A 26,443-nucleotide genomic window follows, 5' to 3' on the forward strand; every position below is an offset into this window, starting at 1 on the left:
GGTACAGGGGGGAAGCGGTGGCCTTCACGCCGTCTTCGCGTGCGCCTGTGTTCGGCTCTTTGTGCAGTTCAGGGGTGCAACAGGGCCGCGTTGCGGTTCCTGTTGCACCCACCATGTTGAGCACTCGCCCGTGGCGCCCGGTGCGGCGGCCGCTCAGCAGCTGGGGCAAACCGCCGACCAGCGGTGCTCGTAGCGGACGCGGGGGGCGGCGGGGCCGGCGTCGCGGTAGAGCTGGCGGATGTCGCGGATGATGTCGTCGTGGTCGCTCAGGTCAATGTAGTTGGGGTCGACGGCGTGCCCGATGAGGCCGAAGAGCATGTGCATCTGTTTCCGCTTCGCGGAGGTCGGCCAAGCCGCGTCGGTGCTGTCCTTCAGGTACTCGGCGAGCTGGCCGGGCCAGGGCATACGGATGGGCGCCGGAAGGGGTGCGCCGTTCTTTTCGGCGAGTTCGGCAGCCCGAGCGTTGGCGCTCGCTGCGTTCGTGGACCGGTCGGCGCGCTGCTGTAGATCGGGGACGGCCAGGAGCCGGCGTGCCAGGGCGACGATCTCGTCCTGATGCCGGTCGGCCCACTGGGCCTCGGCGCGGCGGTCGCGTTGGGAGCGGTAGTAATCCACGCGGTCGGCCTGGTTCAGAGAGTCGCCGTGGGTGTCGTCGAGGTCCGTGCGCAGTTGCAGGTATCGGCGCTCGGCGGACTGACGGGTGCGCATCTCCAGCGCGGTGGCCACCCGCGCCCAGGTCACGCCCTTCGTGCGCGCCGCGCCGATGATGCGTCCTTCATCGAGCTTGAGTTTGTCGCGCAGCGTGCGGAGCACCAGGAGCGCGGCGAGCAGGTCCGTCTCGGTGGCCTCGTCCGCCGCCTGGCGCTCGATGAGCTGGGTCACCAAGTCGTACTTGTCGGCGACTTCGCTCAGGAGTCCGCTGGTTCGCAGGGTGGTGACGGGTCTAGCCAACTCGCCGGCCCACTCGTCTTCCTGCAAAGGCTGCGGGGTCCGCAGGTGCTGCCACGCGTAATGGCGATTGGATTCTGCTTCGGGGTGTTCGGGTGATGTCGTCTGCCGGACGACGCTATTTGTCGTCTGACGGACGACTTTCTCTGTAGGCATCGAAATTACTGCTCCAGAAAATAGAAAACTAAAGCAAAAAAGAGCTACTCGCCGGCCCTGTCCGGGGAGGACACCTGCGGCATTTCGGCGTCCTGGACGGGAATCTGCGGCAGCTCGGCCGGGGGCCGCCGACGACGCCGGCGGCGCAGAGCCTTGAGGGCCTGGGCCCCGGCCCAGCCGGTCACCAGAACGGCAACGCCCGCGACGTACTCGGGCCATGCCTGTGTCAGAAGGTTGGTCATTGCAGGTCAACGCACATTCACGGTCGCCCGGTGTGCGCCGTGCTCCTTTGCGCTCGGCGTCGGTCATAACGAGGTCTGCCCAGCCAAGGGGCAGCCGGACGAGGCGTCACACCAGAATCGTCCGACGAACATTCTTATGGCATGTGCCCGGGCCAAACGGTCGTTTTCCGGCGCCTATGGAATTCGCCAGGGTTCGCCACCCTGCGCCGCATACGAGATGCGTCAATTACGCGCATTGAATCAAATCGAACAAAAGCGGAATAGACGCCTCGCAGGAAATTCTGCTAAGCGTGGCCCCCATTGCGGGCGCGCCGGGCGTCGCGTACGGATGCCTCCAGCGCGGCCATCAGGTCCACCGGCGGCTGCGGCTCAAGCGGCGGCGCTGCCGTGCGGCCGGCGGCGAGGGTGTCCACGAGGAGGTTCAGCGCCTGGGCGTAGTCGTCGTGCAGCTCGGTGATGTCCACGCCTGCCATCTCGGTCATCAGCAGCTCGGCGATCTCCAGCTCCCGGTCGGTGGTCGGTGCCGGGCTGGACAGGTCGCCGGGGTCACGGATCTCCTCGGGCCAGTGCAGGGTGTGCAGCACCAGGATTCCGTTGCGCGGCCGCAGGACGGACAGCCGCTCCCGAGACCGGAGGGCGACCTTGCACACCGCCAGCCGGCCGGACCGGGCCAGGGCCTCGACCAGCAGGGCGTACGGCTTCTGGGCCCCGGGGCCGTGGGCGCCCACCCAGTACGGGCGGGCATACAGCAGCGGGTCGACGTCGGTCTCGCCGACGAACCCGACGACCTCGATCACACGCTTCGTGGGCAGCGGCAGGGCCTCGAGATCTGCATCGTGGATGACCACGGTGCGGCCGTCGGGGGCCTCCCAGCCGCGGGCGGTCTCCTCCGGCCCGACCTCACGGCCGTCCAGCTCGCAAACCCGCCGGTGGCGGACGCGGCCGCCGTCGACGGCGTGCACGAGATGGAGGCCAGGACCGTGATCCTCAGTCGCCGCGTAGATGTCCACGGGGAGCGCGACCAGGCCGAAGGAGACCGTGCCCTGCCAGAGCGATCGCATGGCTTCGACGGTATGCACAGCACACCTAGGGCGCCGCCCTTCAGCACCCGTCCGGGGACGACCGTCCGTCTCCGGCGGGCCGGTGCTGTGTAGAGACAGCCGGTATGCGGCGTCGGGACTGGTGAGCTCGCATGTTCAGGTCTCGCGTATTCGTTGCGTGATCGGGTTTGACGGTCACCGTTAGTGACTATTGGCCCGACACGGTAGGAAGCCCAGCCCACGCGCCGGCAGCACAGGTGGACCTGGACGGGACGGTGTATGTGCGCCCCGAAGCGGGATGTTCGCCACAGTCAGTCCCCCGTGCGAGGGAGTCGGTAGTTGGGGTGACGAGCGCGTTCAAGGTCTTTTTCGAGCTGCCGTATTCCGGAGGGTGGTGTGTAGCCCTTCGAGCGGGACACCACGGCATTCCGGTACGAGCGGGTCTCCGCGTCGCGCTCCCGCTCGCGCTTGTCACGCTCTCGGTCCCGGCCTCGGCGACCCAGCTCTCGGCCCATCCACTCCCGATGCTTGTCCAAGCCGTAACGGACGTACTCCAGTTCTCGTTCAACGGCATTCGCGAGTCGCTCGTGGGGGGTTGATGCCAGCAGATGGCTTGCGGCGTCCATGGCTTTCCGGAGCCGACCGTGGGGCTCCATGCCCAATCCCTTGCTCTCCGAGTCGACCTTCAGCGAAGCAAGGTCGGCTTCAAGGTCATGCGCCCTTTCCCGAAGGTACTGCCACTCCGTCTCCAGAGGGGGCTTCTCTTCCTCTTCGTAGTCCTCCTCGTACTCGTACTCGTCGTCGTAGTCCCCGGGCCAGGCGTGTCTTTTCTCTGCCTCCGTCATGTGGTCAGTGCCCATGAAGTCCTCGGCGTCGCCACCACTGGTATACGACTTCCAGGGCTTCCAGCTCATGCTCGCCACCGCCCTCCTCTTCCAGTGTCACCCTCGCTGTGGACGGATTCGAGCGCTGGCATTCCGGGGATGTGCGCCCCCGTCGAACCGGGCCGCCAGCAGCGCGATGTCGTCATCGCGGTCGCCGGGCCCCAGCATGTCCAGGACCTCGTCGCACAACGGCTCCAGCGGCGGCGGATTGGGGCCCGTCAGCCGGGCCGTCTGCGTCAACCGTTCCCGCAGCTGCTCGATACCGGTCCACACGTCACGGATCCGTGACTCCACCAGCCCGTCTGTATAGAGAACGAGGGTGGCGCCCGCCGGGGCGTCCAGCGCCACCGCCTCGAAGTCCACCCCGCCCACGCCGATCGGCGCGCCCGGCGGTACCCGCAGCACCTCCGCCCGGCCACCGCGGTGCAGCATCACGGGCGGCGGATGCCCCGCGTTCGCGATGAAGACCTGGTCCACGACCGGGTCGTACACCGCGAACAGGCACGTCGCCATCACTTCGAAACTCAGATCCAGCGCCACCCGATCGAGTCTGCGCAGTACCTCCTGCGGCGGCAGGCCTTCGCCCGCCAACGGTTGTGTCATGGCACGCAATTGCCCCATGACCGCGGCCTCGGTCATCGAATGCCCCATGACATCGCCGACGACCAGGGCCACCCGGCCGCCCGGCAGCGGGAACGCGTCGTACCAGTCACCGCCCACCCGCGCCGTATCGCTGGCCAGCAGATACCGGCTGGCCAGCCGAATACCGCTCAGCTCCGGCAGCGCGTCCGGCAGCATCCGGCGCTGCAGCGCGCCCGCGGCAAAGGCCTCGCGACCATCCAGGATCGTCTTTTCCACGCTCAGTGCTGTATGCGTCGCCAGCTGCGCTGCCACCAGCAGATCGTCCGGCTCAAACGCCGGACGGTCCGCTCGCCGCACGTACACCGCCGTGCCGATCACCCGTCGGCGCCCGCGCAGTGGCGCCAGGACCACCCGATGGCCGCTCGGCAGCCGGGTGATCGGGCCCAACAGCTCCGCCAGTGCCGTGCCCGCCGCCGGCGCCTCCCCGACCAGCGGGCGCACGCCTCGCAGCACCTTCGCCAGCGCACCACCAGGCTGCACTTCGACCCGCTCGGCCGCACTGCCCATTGACGAGCCCAGGTCTGGCTGCGCGGGCAGCACCGGCAGCCGGGCGCCATCGGTGCCCGGCTTTTCCGGCATGCGGTCTGTACGGCGCAGCCGCAGCACCACCGGGCCGGTCGGCCGTTCGTCGCCCACCGGCAGCGGGTCACGCAGATACACCAGGATCGCGTCGGCGAACGTGGGGACCACCGCCCGGCACAGCCCGACCAAAGTCTCATCGAGATCTGTGCCGCGGGCGATCCGCCGCGTTGCCGCCCCGACGTACCGGACGCGCTCTGTGCCCGCCTGACGGTAGCGCTGGGCATCGGCCCCCGTCTCGCCTGAAGGCGGGTTGTCCGCAGTAGTTCGGGACAACCCAACCTCTGTGTCGAGAACCTCCCCCGCCACCACTGCGCCGTTATCCGGCATGGGGTGCCAGCCCACCTCGTCGGCGGCTTCCTGCACTGCCTCGTGCTCACGATCGAGCACGGAACGAACCTTGCCCAGTGCCTCCTCGATCTGTTCGAAAGCTGCGCTGCCTGCCGGCACGTCCGCCTCCCGCACAACCGGGAGGGCATCGAGAGCAACGGGTGTCTCCGGTGGCTGACCGCCTTCGTCCCTGAGCTGTGCGAGCTCACGCTCCAGCTGCTGGATGCGCCGCGCGGCGTGATCCGCGACCTGCTGGGCGGTGTCACGCTCGTGCTCGGCCCGCCCCAGTTCACTGCGCAGATCGTGCTCTTGCACCACCGCCCGCTTCAGGTGCTGCTCCACGAGAGCAAGTTGCGCGGGGGCCGGGGGCACAGCGATCTGCAAGCCGTCGACCTGCCGTTTCAGATCCGCGATAGTGGCTTGCGCCTGGCCGAGCAGGACGAACACCATGGTGGCCATCTGCAGAGCTTGAAGGCGACCGCGCTCGCTCGCCTGGAACGCCTGCCGGGCCCGATCGATCTCCTGGTAGGCGGCAATGGTCCTGTCCTTGGCCTCCAGCAGCTCGCGGGCCACCGACGGCAGCACATCGCCGCTCACCGCCGCCGGCGCGGCCTGGGCAACCTCCCATAACTCTCGCAGCGGAGCGAGCCGGGTCTCCGTCTGTGTCGCCGACTCGCCGGGGAAACACACGTCGGCGGCCGCTTCAACAAGCTCCCACGACAGGTCCTCTCCTGCGAGCAGATCACGCAGCTTCCGAAGCGACGGCACAAGCTGGTCATGGAAGTGGTCAGCGGTCAGCCGGCGGTGAAAGGCCGTCACCGTCACGGAGGCCTGATCCAGCCAGGACCGCACCGTCTCCACGAGACGGTTCATCTCCGCGCAGTTGCCCCGCGCCGAAGCCCACGGCCGGCCCGCCCTCTTCACACCCATCCACGCCACCACAGTTGTCCCGGGACAACCCCACGTTGTCGCCTGCACAACATCCAACCGCTTTGAACACCTCCCCCGCAGGTGCATCGTCAGACATACCAACCGGCCAATGACGCACCTCACCAAGGAGAATCAGATGTCCGCCGCCTCCCCCGACGGCCCCCCGACCCCCACCCGCTTCATCACCAGCAGCATCCGCTGGCTCCTGGCCATGGCGGCACTGCTCACCGCGCTCGCGGAAGTACTCCTGATCCTTACCGGACACACCGAACTCGTCGGGCCCGTGGCAGCACTCGGCGCGGCAATCGTCGGCGGAACAGCCATCAAGGTCACCATCCAAATCCGCCGCTGACCCCAATATCGTGACGCCCTTCCGGCAGGCTCCACCGAGGAGACGGCTCGTCGTGGAGGAGCTCATCGCTGCCCGCCAGCTGGGCGGCGAGCAGATCGGCATCCTCGAGCCGCTGCCGAGGAGTGTCTGGGCCACATCCGTCGGAGAACGGACGGTGCTGGACGCGGAGTGGACATCGGCGATGCTGCCCACCGAGACGGGACCAGCCAGGGGTCTCACCGGTGAGTCTCGTCGGCCCCAGCCTCACCCCGTGGGCGGACGACGTCACCCGCACCCCGCCCCTGCCCTGCACCTCGCTGATCACTTCCGGAAGGGGGATCAGCAGTCAGAACATGCAGAGCACGCCGAAGCACCGTCAACTGCTGTTCCTGGAGACCGAGCAAGTGACGAAGCCGGCCAACCTCCGCCTCCGCCAGCTCACAGGGTGGACATTCCTCGACCAACTGCCGGTCCAGCACCGGGCTATCCCGCCTGTCAGACCCCATCGCCGGATCAGCCTCGTTTCGCCCTGCGAGACCTGCCGACCGAGACAGCTGCAGCCCGGCCGCACGCAAGTCGTCCTCCGGAATCAGCCAGCCGAGCACACCATCCCGCACAGCATTTGGGAAACTACCTGCCTCCCGACGACGGCGGATAGTGGTCCGGCTCACCCCGCACACAGCGGCGGCATCTCGTTGGGACAGCAAAGGAGGACTCATAACTGGTGAACGAGCCAGCACACCACCAGCCACCCCAGGTAGTCCGCCACGCCCTGGGGCGGACTCGTCAGCGGGTGAGTCTCAGTCGTAGGTGATTCCGGTCCTCCCCCACGTGCCCGGGGTCGGCCGCCGGACCGCACGGCCCGGCGGGATTCCCACGCGGTCGTCCCCCACGCGCCGGGTCGGACCGACACCGCATCCAACCAGATGTCGTCACGCCCTTCACTCCCACCGCTGCGGTCGAGATGGACGGTCTCGTGCATCAGGACGCCTCCGCCCCGGTCAGCGCCAGTACCTCAGCCAGGTGCCGCGCGCAGACGCTCCGGTTTGGCAGCGCGTCACGGCTGCACGGCACTCCACCAACGCCGGAGCAGCGGACCGTTCCGGCCGCTTCGGCCAGGGCGAGACGCTCCACGGCCGAAGCGGCAGCTGCCTCGGTGCGGCAGGGCTTGCACAGACCGTCCGTGAGGGCTGAACCGACCAAGAAGATCCGGCAGCCGCACTCAGTGCAGGAACCGCGCGGTGGACCCGCCAACTCGCGCTGCGTCGGGACCACGGCCGCCGCACGGTCGAGCTCGCACTCGCCGCACGCACCGGAGGGGCCGGGCCGGCTGCCGTGCTCTGGGCACAGTCCGGCGGCCAGCCGCTGCTCGCGCCGTACGCGTTCCCGATCGGCGCGGCGGTCGGCGACGATGTCCTCGCACACCGGGCAGGGTCGACCGCTGGACCACAGCACGCCGGTCTCGCAGTCCAGGTGCCCGCAGCCCCAGCGCGGCAGGGCCACCCCGAGGAGCCACCGGCCCGGGTCACGGATCTCCGACGGCGAGGTCCCGGCGAACCGGACGGTCAGCCGGTGTTGCAGACGCTCAGCGTCCATCCCGCCCGCCAGCTGACGGCCGGCCTCCTGGCCGATCTTCCGCTCCACGAACGGGTTGTTCACCCGCTTCAGCAGCCAGTGCACCGGCTCCAGCACCGCATAGATCTGCGGGCTCATGGACAACTCCGGTCCGGAGTACGACGACCGCACCGGCCCCCGGCTGCTGCTGCGCTTTTTGATGTTCGACTTCGAGGGGGCGGGATGGGTTTTCTCATCCGCGCGCAGCGCGAGACCACCCGGCGCATCCGTACGCGTCTTCGCGTCAGCCGGGTTCTCCACAGCCTCTACTACCGGTACCTCGCCTACGGCGGATGAGAACAACGCTCGCTCGTCATCAGGTGAGTCAGTCGTAGGTGATTCCCTATTCGCGAGGGATCCCTCACCAACCAGCGAACCCGATCCCTCACCAACCAACGGACTGCCCGAGCCCTGCGCAGCGTCTTTCACCGGCTCCTGCGGGCACTCCTGGGCGGTCGGCGACGCGTTCGCGACCGGCTGCTCGTCGACCTCCTCGGCGGCTGTCGGGGCGATGTGGTGGGCGACGAAGCAGTGGCGGCCCTGTGCGCCTGCGCGCCGCTGCACCGTCACCCACCGCGCGGCCTCCAGGCCGTCGACGACCTCACCGGCCGCCGCCGCGGTGAGGGGCTGGCCGGCCCGCTTGCCCGAGTGGTGCAGCAGATGACCGGCCAGCTCGGCCTCGGTCAGCGCGATGCGCATCTGCTCCGCGTACGCGATGACCGCGTAAGCCCGCAGCTGCCTGGGTGTGAGGTCTTCCGCGGCAGCCACGGGCAGCCACACGAACGCCTCCGCTCGCTTCATCGGCCGCATGGTGCGCACCGCCGACGTACCCCGCCCGCCCCGCATCGTCCGCCGCTCCGAGCGCAGCTCCACCACACCGTCCGACGCCGGACGCGACAAGGCCGTCAAGCCCCGTTCCACCGACGGCTTCGACAGCCCCAGGTACGACGCGATCGTCTCCGCCCGCGCCTGGCACCCCTCCGGCCGCGCGCCGAGGGCCTTGATCTTCACGTAGACCGACAGCGCGACATCGGGAGCCGACGACGACACCAGCCGCATCGGCACCCGAACCCGCTGTCGGCGAACCGGCACCATCTCAGCCTCGCCTGGTCGTGCCAGCGTCGCTGTCCTGCTCACAGCTGCCTCCCCTCAGCCGCGCACCCGAGCGCGGCGTCGGGAGCGACACCATCAGCCAAAGCGGACAGGTCCGCAGGAGCGGACGGGACAGGAGCAGAAAGCGAAGCGGCCACGTACGGAGAAGGGACGGCGCGAGAGCCAGATGTGACAGGTGCCGAAAAAATCTTCATCCGGCACCCTGGCCCGGCTGCCCTGTGGACAGAGCGGCCATGGGCGAGTGCTCCCGTCAGGCGGGAACGGAACGGCAGGGACCTGCGAATGAATCCCGCCACGCGGGGCGCAAAAACATACCGCTGAGGGCCATTCTCAAAGCGGCGAATCGGATAGATGGGGGTGAACCGGGTGGAGACCGCCTGGCAATGAGGACGCTGGTCGTGCACTATGACGAAGACCGACCTTCCATATGGCTAGCGCTGTGGGTGGGGAGGACCGCCCCCTCCGTGAGGAGCGGGCGGCCGGACGAAGAACCAGAGGCGGACCTTTCTTCTCTGCGGGATTCGAACGGGTGGTGCGGCAGCCCTCGGGCTGGTCGTGCTGTGTTCCGTCGGCCCTTGCCGGGGTCGATGGAACGGACTGGAAGGAGCCCCTGCCACGGGGCGCCTGCCGACCCGCTTGCCAAAGCGGGGGTGTTACTGGATTGCAGAGCCAGCTCTCTGAGCTGGAGCCCAGAACCGGGGCCAACCGGAGACTGGGCGGCCGACGCGGATGCGAATCCGGTCGGCCCAGACGGGCCGCGCGAGGCCACAGTGGATGCCACTCCACCTTCTTGGCGCGCGCGGCCGGTGGCTTACGTCACCCCGACCCCCTTGATTCCGAGGCCGGCGTCGGCATGCCCTCATCCAGCTCAGCGGCATCGGGATACCGCTGAGCGAGCCGCTTGAGCAGGTGCATGTAGACCGCTCGGTGGGGACGTCGGGGGTGGGTCTGACCCAGCTCCCAACGGGCTACGGCGAGACGCTTTACGCCCACGGCCTCTGCGACTTCCTGCTGCGTGAGGCCAGCCGCCACGCGCAACTTCGCGCGCACGGACGGAGGCGGCAGGACGTCGTCAAGTAGGGCGTCGACCCGCTTCAAGCGGTCCGGGTCGGACATGGCGCAGCCTTTCAAGATCGATGGATCTCTGAAAGATACACGATGCGATCTCCATTCGGGAGGCGCCATCATCGCGAACTGCGGTGCTCTCGATGCCCGGTAGGGTCCTTGCCCGTGTCCTGCCTCGCGCTTTTCGATCTGGACGGCACGCTGGCCGACCGGCAGTCGGCGCTCAGCGACGCCGTGACCGGCCTGTGCCGTGCACACGCTCTCGTTCCAGATGCCGAACAGTGGCTGCGCACCCAGCTGGCCGACCGTGCGAAGCCCGACGACTTCACCCAGCTGCGCCACGCCTTCGGCTTGGCGGTGCCCGCCGCGCAGCTGTGGCAGGAGTACGTCGACCTGATCTCGGCCGCCGTCACATGCCGACCGGAGGTCCTCGAGGGCCTGGCACACCTCCGCGCGGCCGCGTGGACGGTCGGCATCGTCACCAACGGCGCCAGTGACATTCAGCGCGCCAAGCTCACCAGGACCGGCCTCGCCGAGCTGGTCGACGGCGTCGCGGTCTCCGGCGACCTGGAGATCCGCAAGCCGGACTCGCGCCTCTTCGAACTCGTAGCTGCCCGCTGCGGCGTGAGCCTCGCGGACGGCGGCTGGATGATCGGCGACAACCCGGCCGGAGACATCGGCGGCGGACAACAGGTCGGCCTGCGCACGATCTGGCTGCGCGGCCGACCCTGGCCGGAGGACCTTCTCCCCGCGCATCACGTCGTCGACGACGTCACCGACGCTATCGCCATCCTGCTCAACGAGACGGAGTAGCACCGTGGACCAGCCGATCGTTGGCATCCTCCACCCCGGCAGCATGGGCGCCGCCGTCGCCGCCTGCGCCGCGGCGAACGCGGCCGAGGTCCTGTGGTGCGAGGCCGGGCGCAGCACCGCATCCGCGGCCCGCGCCGAACAGGCCGGCCTGACGCCGGTGCCCACGCTGCCCGAGCAGCTGGACCGCAGCGACATCGTCATCAGCCTCTGCCCGCCGGCCGCCGCCGAGGACCTGGCCCGCGACGTCGCTGAGTGCGGCTTCGCCGGGGTGTATGTGGAGGCGAATGCCATCAGCCCCGCGCGGGCGCAGCGGATCGCCGCGCTGCTCGGACCGGACGCGACCATCGTGGACGGCGGGGTCGTCGGCTCCCCGCCGGTGCGCGGCAAGACGCCGACCCTGTACCTGTCCGGGCCGGCCGCCGCGACCGAGAGCATCGAGGCGCTGTTCGCGGGCACTGCCGTCCGGACCGCGGTGCTGGGCACGGAGGTCGGGAAGGCATCCGCGCTGAAGCTGTCGTACGCCAGTTTCCAGAAGACCAGCCGTGTGCTGGTGGCGCTCGCGGTCGGCATGGCCCGCGAGCACGGCGTCGACCAGGAGCTCATCGAGGTCGCTTCCCGGCGCACCGACTCGTACCTCGCGGAACCGGAGTATGTCGCGAAGACCGCCGCGCGTGCCTGGCGCTGGGGCCCGGAGCTGGAGGAGGCCGCGGACACGCTCGCGGCCGCCGGCCTGCCGTCGGAGATGCTGCGCGCGGCCGCGTTCACGCTGGCACGGTGGCACGACGTCAAGGACGACAGCGAGCTCACGCTCACCGACGCCTTGGACCGACTCGCCCAGCCGTAGCCTGCGCTCATGCCGTCGCCGCTCCCGCCCGCTGCACCAGCAACTGGTCGATGAGCCGCGCCGCCTCCTGCGGTGACGAAGCCGTGGTGTCCACGGTCAGGTCCCAGGCCATGCCCGGGTGCGCGTCCAGGTCCTCACGGGTCGCATCCCACGCCGCCAGGCGCGCCGTGGCGTCGCTGTCGCCCCGGCCGACGGATCGCTGCTCGGTCACCTCGCGCGGACACCACAGCAGCACAACCGTCCAGGCGGCTGCCGGGTAACCCTCGACCAGGGCGCGGATGCCGTCGACCTGCCCGAGGTGCACCACCGGCACCCCGGCCGCGAACGCCGCGTCCAGCCCCGGCCTATCCAGCACGTACGTGTTTCCGTACCGGCTGTTCGCGTAGACGACGTCGCCCGCGACCTCCAGCTCGCACAGCTGCTCCGCCGTACCCATCCGGTAGCCGGCTGACTTCCCCGTCCCGATCTTGAGCCGCGCGAACTGCGCGTACTGCGGGTTCAGCTCGGTGAGCGCCGCAGTGACGGTGTCCTTCCCGGCGGCCGGTGGGCCATAGAGGATCACTCCCTGACGTCCGGTCATGCGTACATCGCTCCCATCGCCTGCCGGGCCTGGTCCGCGAGGGACACAGCGGCCCCCAGGCGGTTGTCGACGACCAGGTGCGGTACCGCCGGGCGCAGGTCCAGATCGATCGTGGACATGTAGTCCTCCCACCGCGACAGCTTCCAGGCGTCCCGCGCCGCGGATCTGAATCCGATGTACTCGCGCATCGACTCTTCATCGCAGCGCACCCACACCGGGAAGGCGTCGACGCCAAGCGAACCTGCGCGGTTGGTCAGGCGCTGCATCCAGGCCGCGTCCGTCATCTCCGCGATGAACGGTGCGCTCAGCACCGTGCTGATCCCGCACCGGATGTTGGCCATGGCCGACTGCATCAAGCAGTCGTACTCCACCGGCCGGACCTGAGTGCGGTAAAGGTCGGTGTGCCGGTCGTTCGGGTCACCACCGAGCGCGACCAGTAGCTTCTCCACCAGCGGGCGGGTCAGCGGGTCTTTGTCGAGCAGTGGCCACCCGGTGAGCTGAACAAAGAAGCGGGCCAGCTCCGTCTTCCCGCTGCCAGCGAAACCGCCGACCAGGATCAGGACAGGACGGTGCGGGTCACCACCGGTGTGCCTCCGCTTCCAGGCATCGATGATGCGCTGCTGCAGAGCAGCGAGGTGGTCGGCGTCCCCGCTGCCGGGTGCGATGCGGTGAATGGCTCGTTCGACGGCCAGGACGTGCGACCCGTTGAGGCGGTCGTCCATCGGCGTGAGCTTGAAGCTCGTCTCCTCGCCCGGCAGCGCGGTGCGGAGACCGAGGTCGGGCTCGGTTGCCCGGTAGAGGAGGCAGTAGGCGCGACGGTAGTGCGGCCCCGGGTAAACCTCGCCCTGCTCGTGCTGCCACAAAGTCTGCGGATTCGCGGCGGGGATGCCCTTCAGCTTGGCCTGCTCGGCGACCTGCCGAAGCCGCTCACCCGCCCTCTCAAGAGTCAGGCCGTGGGCCTCCCGCTGCTCACGCAACCGGTCTGGCCGCCACCCCACTCGGTCCTTCCCCACCCTCTGCCCCTCCGTCAACGTCATGGCCGCGAGCCTAGGTCGCGACCCTCAAAACCCATGTGTACGTGGATGTTGAAAACCCGTGAATGGGACTGCGTACGGGCTTCGACAAGCCGCTGTGATGTTCCATTTCCGCCGCTGCCGCTGTGATTGCCCCACACAACGAAGCAGTTGGAGGGGGCGCAGACCAGTGGTTATTGACCACCACAGCGACGGCTGGAGCGGAGCCGAACTAGTCCAGGGCATCAGCCCTTTCGGCGAGCTCCAGCAGCTTGCGCGGTGCGTTCGGTCCCGCAACCAGGACAAGCTCACGGATTGCCGCGCGGGCAGCTCGATGGGTCTGGATGATCTCGGGGGCGATTTCCTCGGCGCTCAGCAGGCACTCAAGGGCCTCGCCGCCGTGGCGCCTCTGCGCATGAGCACGCCCCAGGTCCATCAGGAGCCGGCCTTGCCGCTCAGGCGAGAGTTCAGCGGCGTCAAGGGTGAGTCCGATGTCCAGTGCCTCGCCCGCGTCGCCCAGTTCTACGGCGGTGCTGACCGCCTGAATCTCGACGTTGATTGGGCCGAACTCCAGGTTGAAGTCGTTGCGGTTCTCACCGAGTTGCGCGGCGATAGCGCGGGCCTTGGAGATCTCCTCCTTGGCTTCCGTTCGTGCGCTGGCGCGGGCTCGAACGAGAGCCAGGGCCAGGTGCAGGGAGCCGAGGACACACAGTGCTTCTGGCGACCGGCTGCCCTGCTCCTTCAGCGCGCTGATCGCGGTCTGCGCAGCGTGTTCGGCCTGTCCGAGACTACGAAGGCGTACGAACGCTTGCACCATGCGGAACACGCTGGCGCACACGTGGAGAGGGTTACTGGACCGTTCGGCTGCGAAGACCGCGCGGTCGGCAGCTACCCAGGCCGCATCTGCCTCGTCCTGTCGCACGAATGCGGCGGACAGCGCCTGGTAGGCCCGGGACAACAGCAGGTACAGCTCTGCCTGGCGCTTGCCAGGGGTCGTACGAACAGTGCGTTCAAGCTCGGGAAGCAACTGCACGGCAAGGGCGCTGACCTGCGCCAGTTGCCCGGCGTGGGTCAGGTCCCAGAGGTCGTCGATGTCGCTCTGCAGCGACTCCAGAGGCCGCGTTGTCTCGGAGCGGTCCTTGGTGGCCAACAGAGTGTGGAGCGCCGGGTGGCCGGACAGCAGGCGACGGGTCTCGTCCAGGTCGTTCGAGAGCGACTGAGTGAGGGGCTCCTGTGATGGCCCGTCTGCTGGAAGGCCGGGACGCAGCTGCTGGACAGACACGCCGAGCTCGTCAGCGATCTGTTGGAGCAGGTCCATCCGCTGCACAGGTTGCACGCCCCTCTCGACCTGGGAGAGCCAGCTGCTGGTCTTTCCCAGGGCTGCCGCGAGCTCGGCCTGTGTACGGTCGCGTTCCTTCCGGAACTTCTGGACGCGCTGTCCAAAAGCCCGGTCCTGAGGATCGACGTTCTTGCCGGTCGGCTTCACGACTGCTCCGTTTCGGGGCGCTTGCTCAGACTCCTCAGCTCATCGAGGAACGTCACCTCGACGTGGCTCAAGAGCTCTTCGCGGGCGACGAGGAAGTGCTGGGTGTGGGGCTGTTCCTCGTGCACCTCGAACGCAGCGCGATTGGCGTACAGCTCGTAGAAGACCCGAACCAGCGGCTCGTCCACCGGGGTGTGCACCGCGTATACAAGCGTGCCGGCCTCGGTGCGGACCCCCTCGATGGTCCGGGCAACCAAGGAGTCGAACTGCAGGGCTGCCGGGGTGTCTCGCAGGGTGAATCGCACCATCAGTGCGTATCCGCTGGCCACGAAGTCGTCCTCTCCACATCGCGTAGGCATGCACACATTCTCACATCTAAAGCACTAGTGCTAGCTAGCATCGTAAGTGTTGACTCGCACTTGCAGTGCTACTACTGTCCATCGTGTTCCACCCCGCAAGGGATGGGCCGCCAGAAGGCGCTCATTTGGCCTGCCCGGATGCACCTGACCCGCCTCTGTCGCGGGCTCCTACCGAAGGGAGCACCACCCATGAACCTCACCCGCCGCCCCGCCGCCAGCCTCGCCACCGAGGTGTTCGACGCCGAGACGCTCGCGCTGCTGGATGCCATCGAGATGGAGCTGCCGGAGTTCGGCTACATCGACCTGGACATCGCGTTCGGTACGCCGCTGGAGATGTACGGGCTGGTGACTACGGACGAGCTGGCCAGGTGGGACGCCGCAGCCGCGGTGACGAAGGGCAAGACCAAGGCGCGCAACGAGGTCATCGCGGAGTCCGAGGCGCGGCGGGATGCGGCGCGGGACATCGTCGCGGCGGACCCGTCGATCACCGCCCGGGTGCGCGAGCGACTGGTCGATGTGCTCCTCCCCTACGCCGCGCAGCTGCGCATCGCGCCGCCGGCCACCGAGCCCCTCCCCCTCGCGGCCTAGCTCTGCCGGGTCCTCACGGACCCGGCTCCCCCACCCGGAACCGCCCACGGGCGGCGCCGGATGAGGGAGCCGGACCCAAGGTCCACTCCCCCTCAACTCCATATGTCTGGCTGACCGCCGCTTCCACGCGCGGCCGGGGTGACGAGTACGACGCGGTCCCCCGGAGCACAGCCAGGTGAGCCACCCGCAGCCGTTGCGCTGCCCGTCGACCAGGAGCAGGACCTCGTCCTGCTCTTGACCGGCGGAGAACGCAACAGCAAGGGAGACACCATGCGTCACAACGGACGTGCGCCGCTCCTGGCCAGCACCCTGCGGCCCGAGCACCTCAGCCTCCGCGACGGCGAACCCCGCCTGGCGGTCTGCCCCGACTGTGGAACCTGGCGCCGCCTCACCCGCTCGATGATCACGCCGCACCGCGACGGCGTGCCCGTCCCGAAGACCACCCGCCGCTACGTCGGTGACAAGCCGGCCGGCGGCCGCCGCTGCGACGGCAGCGCGCAGCGCATCACCATCGACATCACCCCCGAGCAGTGGGAGGAGAGCCTGCTCGCCGCAGAGACCACGGCGGCCGCCAGCCGCACCACCCACGCGATCCGCAAGCCCCGCCCGCAGGTCGCACCCGCACCGGTCCAGATGCCGGCCGCCACCCGCCCCCTGCGTGAGCAGCTTGCCGAGCACTTGCAGGGCGACTGCACCCGCTGCAAGGCCGGTCGCTGTGCCCAGGTCGTCGAACTGCGGCAGCAGATTCGCCGCACCGCCCAGATCGCCGCCGCCCCTGCGGCCCCGATGTACGGCCAGCTGCGCACCGCTCTGCGGGACCACCGTGCCACCTGCACTCCGTGCACGAACGGCGCGCCCTGCGAGGCCGGCCGTCAGCTCACCGCGCGGATGACCGGCATCGCCCAGGACCACCTGCGCAGCAGCCCGTTGATGCGGTCTGCCTGAGACGAACCACCACAGTCGCCACCACCCGGTGGTGGCGGCCGTGGCTGCTCGTACGGCAGTCAACAGCGACAGCCCCGGAACTCTGACCTTCCGGGGCTGTCAGTACCAGGACCTGAATAGGAGGACCTGATGCCGATCAGCATCGCACGCCACCTCACCGCCGTAACCGGCGGCGTCATTGACGACATCGAGCGCGACGACGACAGCCGCGGCTACGAGGCCGAGGACGCCGCCCGGCGCCTCGACGCCTGGCCGCGCGCCCGGACCGTGGCCGCGCAGCGCCGGCTTGGCGACTACGTACACCGCCGCCTGGTCGACGCGGGCGGCGCCCGCGCCGCCGTCCGCGCCGCGGCGGGAATGCGGGGTGCGGCCTGATGTCCGACTCGAAGGAAGAGATGTCGCGGAAGCTCGCTGAAACCAATCGCAGGTCGTCCGGCTCCAACTCCGGAAAGAACGGCTGAGCTGAGCAATCAGATGAGGCGCGCCCGCGCCGCCCAGCATCTCGCGGCGCGGGCGCTCGAACTCCACGGCCTGACACACCCGCTGGCCCGCGCCCTGCTCGCTCTCTCCGACCGGGCAGCGCAAGCAGCGTTCAAGGCTGGCCACCACGTTCACGACGTCCACAGCAGCTCGCCTGAGAGGGCCTCATGAGGCATGCACAAGCGCCACTGACCAGGAAGGAGACGACATGAAGTTCATCTACGCGCTCGGCATGGTCGGGCCGCTCGTCATCATCGCCGCGGTGCTCCTGGCCCGCTGACCCGCCCTCGCCGATCTGCCAGTTGCCTGCTCAGCCCGCACCCGCCCCGGCCGGTGCGGGCTGAGTCGCAAGGGAGCCGGACAGCCCGGACATCACGATCAACGGAGGAAACAGTGATCGCTCTCCCCCTCTTCCTCTTCGCCGGCCTGGGCACGTACGTCAGCTGGCGAATGGACTCCCGCCCCGCCCTGCTGGTGTGCGCCCTCCTGTGCGGATACGCCCTCGCCACCTCGCCGCTCGCCAGCGCCATCGACGCGTTCGGCACCGGCATCAACAACGCCCTCTCCAACGCCAGCCACGCCAAGTAGGCCCCGGATCCGGCGGTTGCCTGATCCGCCCGCACCGGCCCCGGCCGGGACGGGCGGTGACGGGGAGCTGCCGAGCTCCACACACCTCTCCCCGCTCCCAGACGGAAGGACCACCGTGAGCGACAGCGACGTCGGCACCAACCTCTCCCAGCTCGTCACGAAGCTGGAGAAGGTCGAGTTCAGGACCGACCGAGACCTCTACAACTACGCCCGCATCCTCCGCGCGATCGGCCTGGAGCTGTCCATGCGGGTCGCGATGGACGCGGACGTCGTGGCCGCGATCCTCTCCCAGTACAAGGGCAAGTGGTACACCTTCGGCCTCCAGTCCAAGGTCCGCGGCAAGCTCGTCGGCGCGCACCTGCGTGCCGGTGCGTCGGCCGCCAAGGCGCTGGGCCTGTCGGGCGTGAAGATGTACGCCTCCTTCGTCCGGCACTTCATCCAGCCCGAGATCGAGGCCGAGAAGAAGGCCCGCGAGGGCAAGGGCGCCAAGAAGCCGGGCTTCTCCATCGGCGACAAGCCCAGGGGCGCGGCCGGCCGCGGCGACGAGGCCGGCGGGAAGGTCGCCTGATGGGACGCCGCAACAGCTACCGCACCTCCCGCCCCCGCCGGGGACGCCGCGAGGTCGACGTCAACCTCGAGGACGGCCCCCAGGAGCGCCGCAACCTCATCAAGTACGGCGGCCCGTGGGCCGTCACCCTCGGCGGCAGCTTCGTGGTGGAGGGCCTGCACCTGGTCGCGGCGACCAACCCGGTCACCTCGTCCATCACGACCCTCGCCCTGGCCGCCACCGGCTACGGCCTCACCCAGTTCATGCAGAAATTGGACGTGCGGGCCAAGGCCGACCGGGACACCCGGATCCTGCACGCCGTCAACTGCGGCGCGGTGACCGCGGGCGTCACGCTCGGCACGGTCATCGGAGTGGACACTGCTGCCACCGCCGGGTCCTGGCTGCTGGCCGGAACCGGGATGAGCATCGCCAACAACCTCTGGTCCGCGTTCGGAAAGGCCAAGGAGGGCAAGGGCACCTCGAAATGGTCGAAGCTGGAGTCGCAGATCGGGCTCGCCCAGCACGAGCTGAAGGAGGCCGAGTCCAACGGGCGCGGCACGGTCACCGCCAAGGTGGAGGCCAAGGACGGCGCCACCGCCGATGAGCTCGCCCGCAAGATCCCGGCGCTGGCCAGCGCACTGAAGGTCGGTGCCGGCCGCATCACGCACACCGTCAACGACGACGACGTCAGCGACATCACGGTGCGGGTGCAGGTCGCCGACCTCCTCAAGGAAGGCGTCCGCTGGCCCGGCCCGTCCGCATTCGGAAGCAGCTTCGGCGACACCCCGGTGCCGCTGGGCCGCTACGAGGACGGCGAGGACTTGCTGCTGAACCTCTGCGGCGTACTACGCGACCCCAAGGGCCTGGAGACCGGCAACGTCGAACATGCCGTGGCCCAAGGCGTCAACGGCGCCGGCAAGACCGCAGGCAACGCGGTCCTGGTCGCCGAGGCGTCCACCCGCTCCGAGGTCAGCATCGTCCTGCTCGACTGCGCCAAGCCCGACCAGGACTACGGCCACATCCGGCACGCCGCCGACATGTGGATCACCGAAGAGCGCGACGTGAAGCGGTTCTTCAAGCAGATGGGCCCGGTCATCAAGGCCCGTGCCGCCTACCTGGCGGCCAAGGGCCTGGCCCGCTGGGAGCCCGGCTGCGGCTTGAACTTCCTCCTCATCATCTGCGAGGAAGCCGCGGACTACGCCGACGGCGACGCGTACGCGAAGGTGCTGCGCACCATCCGTGCGGCCGGGGGCTGGGTGGAGACCTCCATCCAGCGCGCGACGCACGACCAGATGGACACCACCGCCCGCTCCAACCACCCCGCGGGCATGGCCTACGGGCTCGCCGACGGTGCGGAGGCGGCGTATGTGCTGCCGCCGGAGGCCATCGAGGCCGGGGCGTTCCCGGGCTGGGGCAACCGCAAGCCGGGCTACCTCTACGCGGCCGGGATGGGCATCCCCCAGGAACGGTGGGCGGTCACCGCCCGCACGTACTTCGCGGACCGCGACACCCTCGCAGCCGCGGTGACGGCCGGAATGAACGTCCGCACCCCGCTGGACTCGGTGACGGCTGACGCGCTCGGGCCGCTGTGGACCAACCGCACCAGCTTCACCACTCCCCTCCTGGCGTCCAGCGGCGCGGCCCCGGTCGCTCCGCCGGCGCCTCCGCAGGCCGAGGTGCCCGCCGCGGCCGAGGAGACCGGCGGCCGGGACGACCTGGACGAGGAGATGGCCGACGAGGACGAGGAGGACGTGGAGGTGGACGAGGAAATGCTCGCCAAGGAGACCGAGGAGATGCTGGAGATGCTCCAGGACCTGCTGAACGAGGACCCGGAGCCCGGTGCCTACGAGGGGCTGACGATCGAGAAGGAGATCGAGCCGCCCGCCGATGGTGCCCCGACCTTCTCCCTGCCCTCCCCCGTGGAGGAGGACCAGCAACTCAGCCCCGACGACTGCCGCGCCGCCATCCTGGGGCGCCTGCACGAATGGTTTGCTGCCGGAAAGGCGTCGTTCGAGCCCAAGGAGCTCTCCGGCCTGTGGCTGCGCGTGGCGCTGAAGGAGCCGCGGAGCTGGTGGAACCGGTTGAGGTCGGAGCTGCTGGGCACCGGCGTCATCGAGGACTCCGAGACCTACGGCGAGTACGACATCGTCCGCGACCCCCTCGCCGAAGGAAGCTGAGCGTAACTAGAGGGCTGGTGCGGACAGTTCGGCGCTCCCGAACTGTCCGCGCCCCCTCTCTCCCTTAGGAACTCTGGGCTGTTCTTCGCCGAACACTCAGATATCCGCCTGAAATACCACTGTTTGTCCCCCGCGAACAGTGCGCCGAACACCCCCACGAACACCTCGCGAACACTACGGAAGGTAATCAACGCGCATGGTCAACAAGTCCCCCCGAAGGCGGCCCGATCCGCCGCCGAGCGCGCGGCCCCCCGCCACGAAGAAGGACCGGGACGAGGCCCAGGAGGCCATCGCCAAGCTCCGGAGCGTCGGAAAGCTCGTCACCAAGGCCCTGCTCGCCCTCGGTGGCGGCGCCCTCGTCTTCACTTGCGTGAACGTGACGCGCTTCGCGACGACCCACGACATCCCCTGGTACATCGCCTGGATGCTGGACCCGCTGGCCTCCCTCGCCCTGATCACCGTCCTGTACGTGGACGGCGTCCTGGCCGAACAGGGCGACTACAAGCCCAACGGGTTCCCCTTCCTCCTGCGCTGGACGGCCGGCCTCTCCACCTGGGTCATGAACTGCTGGACCAGCCTGTACCCGGATGGCACCTTCCACCTGATCCCCCAGCACCCGGACGCCGGCGGCATCCTCCTGCACTCCATCGCCCCGGTGCTGCTGATCCTGCTGTCCGAGGCCGCCTCCGGCTACCGCAAGTACGTCGCCAAGCGCCTCGACCACTACGGCGGAGTCATCGACGCGTTCGCCGCACGTGAGGAAGCCGAGCGTCAGCGCAAGGCCCAGGAGACGCGCGACGAAGCCGAGCGCCAGCGCGAAGAGGAGAACGCGAGGAAGCGCGAGGAGCGCGCCGAGGTGGAACGCAAGGCCAAAATCGAGGAGGAACACGCACAACGCGAGCACGCAGCCAAGCTGGAACGCGAGCGGATCGCGGCACAAAACGAGGCGCTCCGGATCAAGAGCCAGGCAGAAATCGAGAAGGCTCGCGAGACCGACCGCATCGAGCGTGAGCGCGCGGAACGCGAGGCCGCGAAGGCGGCACGCGAGGCAAAAATCGAGGCAGACCGCCTGCGCACCGAGGCGGAAATCGAGGAACAGGCCCGCGACCGCGAAGCCCAGCGCCGGGCCGAGATCATCAAAGCCGAAGGCGAAGCCAAGGCACGGCAGGAGACGGCAGAAGCCGAGGCCAGGGCGCTGGAGACCAAGGCCCAGGCCGAGGCGCGGGCGCACGAAGAGGCAGAGCGGATCAAGCGTCAGCAGGCCCAGGAGCGTGCCCAGAAGCGCGAGCAGGCCCGTCAGGGCGCCTCGGAAGGCAGCCGTCGCCGCGCCTCGATTTCTTCGGGCCACACCTCGGAAAGTGCCTCGAAAAATGGCGGCACTCTCCTCGCGATCCCGGCCCCGAGCGCCTCGGAAAGCGCCTCGGAAATCGGTGGTCGCGTCCCTCGCGATGTGCGCGAGCGACAGCGCGATGAGGCTGAGCGGTACGTCGCAAAGTGCCTGCTGAACAACGAGACCCCCGACCTTGAAGCCCTCGCAAACCGCTACGGCAAGGGCGAGACCTGGGTCGGAGACCGCGTCCGCACCGCGAACAAGCGCCTCGCCGACGAGCCCGGCTTCGAGGACTCGGTGATCGAAGAGGCCATCACCCTGCTCGACTCCGCCGCATCCAGCGCGGCCTGACCGGAAGGAACGACATGAACGACGAGACCAACGACGAGATCCCGGACTACGAGGTCAACCTGGTGCCGCTGACCGACCGGCCGCTGGTTGCCGAACCCGAGGGCGCGGAGATCTCCGTGCTGCTGCCCCGGCACACCACCACCGCCGACGCGGACGCACTGCCCGCGCGCTACGGCGCGCTCAACCCCCGCCACTGACGCGCGGTGGTCCCGCTGGCCCCAGGGCGACCGAAACGCCCTGGGACCGGCGAGGGCACCGAAGCGCCCGAGCGGCCTCTCACGCCAATGATCTGCCGCCCGCTCCCCTTTGACCGAGGAGGACACCATCATGCCCCGATACCCCGACCCGCCCAACGGCGCCCGCCACGATCCGCTCGTCGTCCACGCGGTGGACGAGCCCGAGGCGTACACGATCTACACCGCCCCCACGCCGCACGGCGCCGTCGCCCCCTACCGCACGCCGCCCGGCATGCAGCTGGTCGCCGGCCTCGACGGACAGCCGGCCTACGTCCCCCTCCCCCAGCCCACCCGGCCCGGAGCCGACCCCCGCCTGATCAACGCCGCGCTGATCGCGGTGATCGTCCTGGCACTCTGCGTGGGCCTGTGGTTCGCCGCCGCGTTCCTCACCGCACTCGCCGCCCTCATCAAGGCCGGCGCCATCGCCGTGGGCGTCGGCATCGGCGGCGTGGTCCTCCTCAAGCTCCTGGGCACAGGCCGAGGCAGCGGTTCGACGCACATCGACGTCAGGGCCCGAGGTCGCGCACGCGTCGACATCAACACCCGCCGCACCCGCGGCCGCCGCGCCGCCCGGCGCTGAACGGCTGCCCCTCGCCACCCAACCCCGCCGCACACGAGCGGGGCCGGGTGACGGGAGGGAGCCGGGACAGCCCCGGCCGCGACCGCAAGGAGACACCATGCCCCTGGAGACCGGCCGCTACCGGCTGATGGGCAGCCGCTCCACCCTCGCGTACATCAACGCCCAAGCCCCCAAGGCGGCCGCCCTGGTCGCCGACCACTTCGGCCGCCGGCCCCTGGCCGTCACCGAGATCGTCCTCACCACCCCCGGCGGCCTCCTCCAGCTGTTCACCAGCACGCAGGCCGCCGCAGCCAACATCCCCCAGGACAAGGCCGACCAGACCGCCGACCTCCTGCGGGCCAAGCCGCGCCAGCTCTACAGCACCACCGGCCTGCGGCCCGGCAAAGGCGGCGGCACCGTCACCCTCATCAACGCCCGCCGCAACAAGACCGCCCGCGACCTGGACGAGACGCTGCTCTACGAGCTCGTCGCCGTCGACCAGATGGGCCGCTCCAAGGCCCGCGAGCGGTGGATCGCAGCCCTGCGCGACGTGAGCGGTGTCCAGACCCAGCCCCCGCGCATGCGGCGGGCGATGGACAAGGCGACCGCCGCCGACGACGCCGAAGCCGCCCGAGTCGTCAAGCAGCTCCAACAGCGACTGCGCGCCGCCTGACCGATGACCACCGCAGCCCACGACGCCGACGCCCCGACGCCGCCGCACAACGAGCCGGCCATCCGGGACGTGGAGATGTACGCCGACGACCAACTGCCCGTCTACTTATGGCGCCAGGCACCCAAGGGGCTGGCCACCCGCCGCCAGCTGCGCGAGATGCAGCTGCGGCCCGGCGGCCAGGCCCCCGTCGCCGAGATCGAGTGCCGCAGCGGGATGCGCCGGGCCTGGCTGTACGAGGTCGCCCTCGCCCTGCCGGTCCGGCCGATGACCCTCGCCAAAGAAGCAGCCCTCGATAAGGCCATGGCAGCACGTCAGACCTGCCCGTCCTGCCAGAAGCGGTACTACCACTGCCTCCCACTGCGCACCCTCGGCAGCTGCCTGGAGTGCCACGACGGCACACCCGCCCTGCCCGGCACCTACGTCTGCCTGCCGCCCGCTCAGCAGGCCGCCTGACTCCCCGACCGCGTCTGCCGGTTGCCTGATCCACCCACCGCACAGCGGGTGGTGACGGGGAGCCGGACAGCGGCCCGCCCACAGCACCACACCGTCCGCCACACCACCGCAAGGAGACCTATGACCGACCGCCCCGACCGCGTGCCGCCGATGGAGACCATCCCCGACGGCAAGCGGATTCCGCCGCCTCGCCGTCCGGCGCCGCCCCGGCCGCAGTCCAGCACGCCGGGCGACCTCCCGATCGGCGTCACCATCGCCCTCGGCGCCGTCGGCCTGGTCGTGCTCGCCGTACTGCTGAAACTGACCATCCCCGCGGTACTCGGCTGGGCCAGCCACCAGGACTGGCACCAGCTCACTCAGTGGCTGCACACCATCGACCGCCCGGTCCACGCCTACCTTGCCGCCCACACCGTCGGCCTGCCGCTCACCGCCACCACCGCCTACCTCCTGTGGCAGTGCCTCGGCCTCGGCTCCCTCGGCCTCGGCTTCCTCACCGGCGCGGTCGGCGCCCGGCTGACCTGGATCGCCTACGGCGCCGCCACCACCTTCATGGTCTGGTCCCAGACCCCGGCCGCCGGCCGCGACGTCGCCACCGGGCTGACCGCCCTGGCCTGGACCACCGCCTCCACCCTCGCCCTGCGTGGCCTGAGCCTGCGCCCCATCATCCGCTGACCACAAAGGAGCCAGCATGCCCAGGATCATCAGCACACCCCGCCTCGCCGAACTCATCTCCCACGCGGGCGCCTTACCCCTCGCCCGTGGCAAGGCGGAGCGTCTGGCGAAGGAACTGGATGCCCAGCGCGACCGCGTCCTGGAACTGCAACGCAAGCTGGACCAGGACCGGAACCAGTACCTAGAGCGGGCAGCGGCTACCGCTCGTACGCACGAGGAGCGCCTCGCTGCGGCCAAGCGCTCCTCACGCCTCGGTGACCAACTGCTCAACGAGGCGCAGGAGCGGGCGAACCGGATCGAGCGGCTGGCCGACGAAAAGGTCCGGGAGCTCAAGGGAGAGATCGCGCGGTTGAAGGCCCAGCTCGCCGCCAACCCGGCCTCGAACCCGGAGGGCGTCGTCGCCCGGTACCGCAACCTCGTCGGCGCGGACGTCGTCCTGACCCTCTACGTCAAGGCCCGCGGTGCCTACGGCAGCACGGTGACGCTGCTGCTGGTCAGCCTCTGCTCCGGCTGCGGCTACCGCGAGGAAGAGGACCGCATCGTCAGCGACACCGCCGAGAGCCGGACCTCCTTCATGGAGAACCGGTTCGAGGGCGGCAAGCTCAAGCGCTGGGCGCAGGAGCACGCGGAGACCTGCCGGGCCGTCGCGCTGCCGGACCTGGTCACCACCTGACCGGTCTGACGGTTGCCTGATCCACCCGCACCGCACACGCGGCCCGGGTGGTGACGGGGAGCCGGACAGCCCGGCCCAGACGACCTGGAGCCGCCCGTGACCACCGCCCTGCCCGCCACGACCGACCAGAACCTGACCACCAAGCTCGCTGAGGTGGCCGTCCAGATCAGCCGCACCGACTCCAAAGCGTCGCTGCTGCTCGCGTTCACCGGGGCCGTCCTGGCCGGTATCGCCAGCCTTGCCGACAAACCACTGCCGATCACCACCAGGATGATCGGCGGTCTGGCAGTCCTCACCCTCGCCGCGGCCGCGGCCTTACTCCTCCTGGTGGTCCGTCCCCACCTCGGGGGCGCAGGCCACACGCCCGCGCCGGGGAGCTTTCCCCACCTCGCGCAGCTCTCTGACTACGAGATCTCCGAGGTGCTGGCCCAGGACCACCGCATTGCCGACCTGCGGGTCCTGTCCGTCCTGGCCGTCCGCAAGTTCACCACGCTCGGCACGGCGGTCAACCTCATCCTCGCCGCCCTGGGCCTCCTGGTCCTCGCGGCCATCGCGGCGCCGGCCTCCACCGCGCTCGCGTCGCTGTAACCCGCACCAACCAACCGCCCGCACAATCTCGAGGAGTCCTGATCCTGATGCTGACCCTCTTCTCCCGCACCACCGCCCAGGCCGAGCTGGAGACCACCCCCGAGCCCTGGCCGGAGACGTGGGCGCCTGAGGGCGTCATCGTCGCCCAGCGATACCTCGGCCTCGCCGGCGCCGTCGTCCTCGTCTACACCACTGCCTCCAGCTGGAGCGGCCAGTACTACGCCGTGGCCTGCCTCGGGTGCACCTACGTCACTGCCCGGCACAAGGACCGCCCCGGCAGCGACTTCCTGACCCAGCAGCGGGCCGCCGAGCTCGCCAACACCCACGCCGGAACCTGCCGGGCGCTGCCCAGGCCGCTGCCCGACCGCCCGGACGACGAGACCGCCCGCGACATCATCCGCCGCCACCTGCACAACGCGCGCCGCTCCGCGGACGACATCCCGCTCCTCCTCACCGACTTCCACCCGCAGCGCCTGGTTCTCCAGCGCACCACGAGCTGGATCGAGACCGAGCTGCTGGCCGCCGCCGACGAGCACCCCGACGTGCTGACCGCCAAGCCCCACACCTACGGCCCCGGCCACACCTTCACCCTCCACCCCTTCCCCCGGTCCTGACCC

The 26,443-nt window shown here is 69.6% G+C and carries 31 protein-coding genes; 19 read left to right on the plus strand and 12 right to left on the minus strand.

Annotated features, from left to right (window positions below):
* Positions 1-153: 153 nt before the first annotated feature.
* The 5 genes from M8I34_RS32230 to M8I34_RS32250 form a co-directional block, all read right to left on the minus strand.
* Entirely contained in the window at positions 154-978 is an 825-nt protein-coding gene (locus M8I34_RS32230; protein WP_250055543.1) for a hypothetical protein, read from the minus strand.
* Between the two features lie 170 nt (positions 979-1,148).
* Positions 1,149-1,346, minus strand: coding sequence for a hypothetical protein (locus tag M8I34_RS32235; RefSeq protein WP_250055545.1), 198 nt, complete (start codon positions 1,344-1,346; stop codon positions 1,149-1,151).
* A gap of 284 nt (positions 1,347-1,630) precedes the next feature.
* Complete coding sequence (locus M8I34_RS32240) at positions 1,631-2,407, minus strand: Ku protein (RefSeq protein ID WP_250055547.1); 777 nt, start codon at positions 2,405-2,407, stop codon at positions 1,631-1,633.
* A gap of 290 nt (positions 2,408-2,697) precedes the next feature.
* Positions 2,698-3,300: a hypothetical protein gene (locus tag M8I34_RS32245; RefSeq protein WP_250055549.1), complete on the minus strand. Its 603-nt coding sequence runs from the start codon at positions 3,298-3,300 to the stop codon at positions 2,698-2,700.
* 27 nt (positions 3,301-3,327) lie between these two features.
* Positions 3,328-5,694 (minus strand): SpoIIE family protein phosphatase, encoded by a 2,367-nt coding sequence (locus tag M8I34_RS32250; protein ID WP_250055551.1) that lies wholly within the window; start codon positions 5,692-5,694, stop codon positions 3,328-3,330.
* A 166-nt stretch (positions 5,695-5,860) separates the two neighbouring features.
* Here M8I34_RS32250 and M8I34_RS32255 point away from each other — a divergent pair, with 166 nt between their 5' ends.
* Entirely contained in the window at positions 5,861-6,103 is a 243-nt protein-coding gene (locus tag M8I34_RS32255) for a hypothetical protein (RefSeq protein ID WP_250055553.1), read from the plus strand.
* A 215-nt stretch (positions 6,104-6,318) separates the two neighbouring features.
* Here M8I34_RS32255 and M8I34_RS42035 read toward each other — a convergent pair whose 3' ends face one another.
* Both M8I34_RS42035 and M8I34_RS32260 read right to left on the minus strand, forming a co-directional pair.
* Positions 6,319-6,801 (minus strand): helix-turn-helix transcriptional regulator, encoded by a 483-nt coding sequence (locus M8I34_RS42035; protein WP_374211018.1) that lies wholly within the window; start codon positions 6,799-6,801, stop codon positions 6,319-6,321.
* A 262-nt stretch (positions 6,802-7,063) separates the two neighbouring features.
* On the minus strand, positions 7,064-8,497 hold the full coding sequence (locus M8I34_RS32260) for a hypothetical protein (protein ID WP_250055555.1): 1,434 nt from the start codon (positions 8,495-8,497) through the stop codon (positions 7,064-7,066).
* Positions 8,498-8,504: 7 nt separating this feature from the next.
* On the opposite strand from M8I34_RS32260, the gene M8I34_RS32265 reads away from it, so the two are divergent.
* Positions 8,505-8,711, plus strand: a complete 207-nt coding sequence (locus M8I34_RS32265) for a hypothetical protein (protein ID WP_250055557.1) — start codon at positions 8,505-8,507, stop codon at positions 8,709-8,711.
* 914 nt (positions 8,712-9,625) lie between these two features.
* Here the strand turns inward: M8I34_RS32265 and M8I34_RS41475 are convergent.
* The gene (locus M8I34_RS41475) at positions 9,626-9,997 is read right to left on the minus strand and encodes a helix-turn-helix transcriptional regulator (protein WP_308372731.1); all 372 of its coding nucleotides are present in this window, start codon (positions 9,995-9,997) and stop codon (positions 9,626-9,628) included.
* Between the two features lie 42 nt (positions 9,998-10,039).
* Here M8I34_RS41475 and M8I34_RS32270 point away from each other — a divergent pair, with 42 nt between their 5' ends.
* Positions 10,040-10,687: an HAD family hydrolase gene (locus M8I34_RS32270; protein WP_250055559.1), complete on the plus strand. Its 648-nt coding sequence runs from the start codon at positions 10,040-10,042 to the stop codon at positions 10,685-10,687.
* A 4-nt stretch (positions 10,688-10,691) separates the two neighbouring features.
* The gene (locus tag M8I34_RS32275; RefSeq protein WP_250055561.1) at positions 10,692-11,531 is read left to right on the plus strand and encodes an NAD(P)-dependent oxidoreductase; all 840 of its coding nucleotides are present in this window, start codon (positions 10,692-10,694) and stop codon (positions 11,529-11,531) included.
* A 7-nt stretch (positions 11,532-11,538) separates the two neighbouring features.
* Here the strand turns inward: M8I34_RS32275 and M8I34_RS32280 are convergent, their stop codons facing one another.
* The 4 genes from M8I34_RS32280 to M8I34_RS32295 all read right to left on the minus strand — a co-directional run bounded on the left by M8I34_RS32280 (position 11,539) and on the right by M8I34_RS32295 (position 14,966).
* On the minus strand, positions 11,539-12,111 hold the full coding sequence (locus M8I34_RS32280) for a guanylate kinase (protein ID WP_250055563.1): 573 nt from the start codon (positions 12,109-12,111) through the stop codon (positions 11,539-11,541).
* Positions 12,108-13,148 carry an AAA family ATPase gene (locus M8I34_RS32285; RefSeq protein ID WP_250055564.1) on the minus strand — a complete coding sequence of 347 codons (1,041 nt, stop codon included), beginning with the start codon at positions 13,146-13,148 and terminating at the stop codon, positions 12,108-12,110. Before M8I34_RS32285 ends, M8I34_RS32280 begins: the two co-directional genes overlap by 4 nt.
* A 208-nt stretch (positions 13,149-13,356) precedes the next feature.
* Positions 13,357-14,610: a helix-turn-helix transcriptional regulator gene (locus M8I34_RS32290; RefSeq protein WP_250055566.1), complete on the minus strand. Its 1,254-nt coding sequence runs from the start codon at positions 14,608-14,610 to the stop codon at positions 13,357-13,359.
* Positions 14,607-14,966: a putative quinol monooxygenase gene (locus tag M8I34_RS32295; protein WP_250055568.1), complete on the minus strand. Its 360-nt coding sequence runs from the start codon at positions 14,964-14,966 to the stop codon at positions 14,607-14,609. Before M8I34_RS32295 ends, M8I34_RS32290 begins: the two co-directional genes overlap by 4 nt.
* A 189-nt stretch (positions 14,967-15,155) precedes the next feature.
* Between M8I34_RS32295 and M8I34_RS32300 the strand changes: the two genes are divergently transcribed.
* The 15 genes from M8I34_RS32300 to M8I34_RS32370 all read left to right on the plus strand — a co-directional run bounded on the left by M8I34_RS32300 (position 15,156) and on the right by M8I34_RS32370 (position 26,440).
* Positions 15,156-15,554 (plus strand): hypothetical protein, encoded by a 399-nt coding sequence (locus M8I34_RS32300; RefSeq protein ID WP_250055570.1) that lies wholly within the window; start codon positions 15,156-15,158, stop codon positions 15,552-15,554.
* 270 nt (positions 15,555-15,824) lie between these two features.
* Positions 15,825-16,499 carry a hypothetical protein gene (locus M8I34_RS32305; RefSeq protein WP_250055572.1) on the plus strand — a complete coding sequence of 225 codons (675 nt, stop codon included), beginning with the start codon at positions 15,825-15,827 and terminating at the stop codon, positions 16,497-16,499.
* A 129-nt stretch (positions 16,500-16,628) separates the two neighbouring features.
* Positions 16,629-16,874: a hypothetical protein gene (locus M8I34_RS32310; protein ID WP_250055574.1), complete on the plus strand. Its 246-nt coding sequence runs from the start codon at positions 16,629-16,631 to the stop codon at positions 16,872-16,874.
* 498 nt (positions 16,875-17,372) lie between these two features.
* A complete protein-coding gene (locus M8I34_RS32315; RefSeq protein WP_250055577.1) occupies positions 17,373-17,567 on the plus strand; it encodes a hypothetical protein in 195 nt (64 codons plus the stop codon).
* 115 nt (positions 17,568-17,682) lie between these two features.
* Positions 17,683-18,135, plus strand: a complete 453-nt coding sequence (locus M8I34_RS32320; RefSeq protein ID WP_250055578.1) for a hypothetical protein — start codon at positions 17,683-17,685, stop codon at positions 18,133-18,135.
* Positions 18,135-20,291: a hypothetical protein gene (locus tag M8I34_RS32325; protein WP_250055580.1), complete on the plus strand. Its 2,157-nt coding sequence runs from the start codon at positions 18,135-18,137 to the stop codon at positions 20,289-20,291. Before M8I34_RS32320 ends, M8I34_RS32325 begins: the two co-directional genes overlap by 1 nt.
* A 196-nt stretch (positions 20,292-20,487) precedes the next feature.
* Positions 20,488-21,972 (plus strand): hypothetical protein, encoded by a 1,485-nt coding sequence (locus tag M8I34_RS32330; protein ID WP_250055589.1) that lies wholly within the window; start codon positions 20,488-20,490, stop codon positions 21,970-21,972.
* Positions 21,973-21,986: 14 nt separating this feature from the next.
* The gene (locus M8I34_RS32335) at positions 21,987-22,169 is read left to right on the plus strand and encodes a hypothetical protein (RefSeq protein WP_250055591.1); all 183 of its coding nucleotides are present in this window, start codon (positions 21,987-21,989) and stop codon (positions 22,167-22,169) included.
* 130 nt (positions 22,170-22,299) lie between these two features.
* The gene (locus M8I34_RS32340) at positions 22,300-22,788 is read left to right on the plus strand and encodes a hypothetical protein (protein WP_250055593.1); all 489 of its coding nucleotides are present in this window, start codon (positions 22,300-22,302) and stop codon (positions 22,786-22,788) included.
* A gap of 97 nt (positions 22,789-22,885) precedes the next feature.
* Complete coding sequence (locus M8I34_RS32345; RefSeq protein WP_250055595.1) at positions 22,886-23,440, plus strand: hypothetical protein; 555 nt, start codon at positions 22,886-22,888, stop codon at positions 23,438-23,440.
* A gap of 3 nt (positions 23,441-23,443) precedes the next feature.
* Positions 23,444-23,893: an RRQRL motif-containing zinc-binding protein gene (locus M8I34_RS32350; protein ID WP_250055597.1), complete on the plus strand. Its 450-nt coding sequence runs from the start codon at positions 23,444-23,446 to the stop codon at positions 23,891-23,893.
* Between the two features lie 120 nt (positions 23,894-24,013).
* Positions 24,014-24,565, plus strand: a complete 552-nt coding sequence (locus M8I34_RS32355) for a hypothetical protein (protein WP_250055599.1) — start codon at positions 24,014-24,016, stop codon at positions 24,563-24,565.
* 16 nt (positions 24,566-24,581) lie between these two features.
* Positions 24,582-25,238, plus strand: coding sequence for a DivIVA domain-containing protein (locus M8I34_RS32360; RefSeq protein WP_250055601.1), 657 nt, complete (start codon positions 24,582-24,584; stop codon positions 25,236-25,238).
* A 96-nt stretch (positions 25,239-25,334) separates the two neighbouring features.
* Positions 25,335-25,826, plus strand: a complete 492-nt coding sequence (locus M8I34_RS32365; protein WP_250055603.1) for a Pycsar system effector family protein — start codon at positions 25,335-25,337, stop codon at positions 25,824-25,826.
* A 47-nt stretch (positions 25,827-25,873) separates the two neighbouring features.
* Positions 25,874-26,440 carry a hypothetical protein gene (locus M8I34_RS32370; RefSeq protein WP_250055605.1) on the plus strand — a complete coding sequence of 189 codons (567 nt, stop codon included), beginning with the start codon at positions 25,874-25,876 and terminating at the stop codon, positions 26,438-26,440.
* Positions 26,441-26,443: the final 3 nt, after the last annotated feature.

Origin of the sequence: Streptomyces sp. MCA2 (assembly GCF_023544705.1) — a bacterium.
In the GTDB taxonomy this organism is placed as follows: Bacteria; Actinomycetota; Actinomycetes; order Streptomycetales; family Streptomycetaceae; genus Streptomyces; species Streptomyces decoyicus.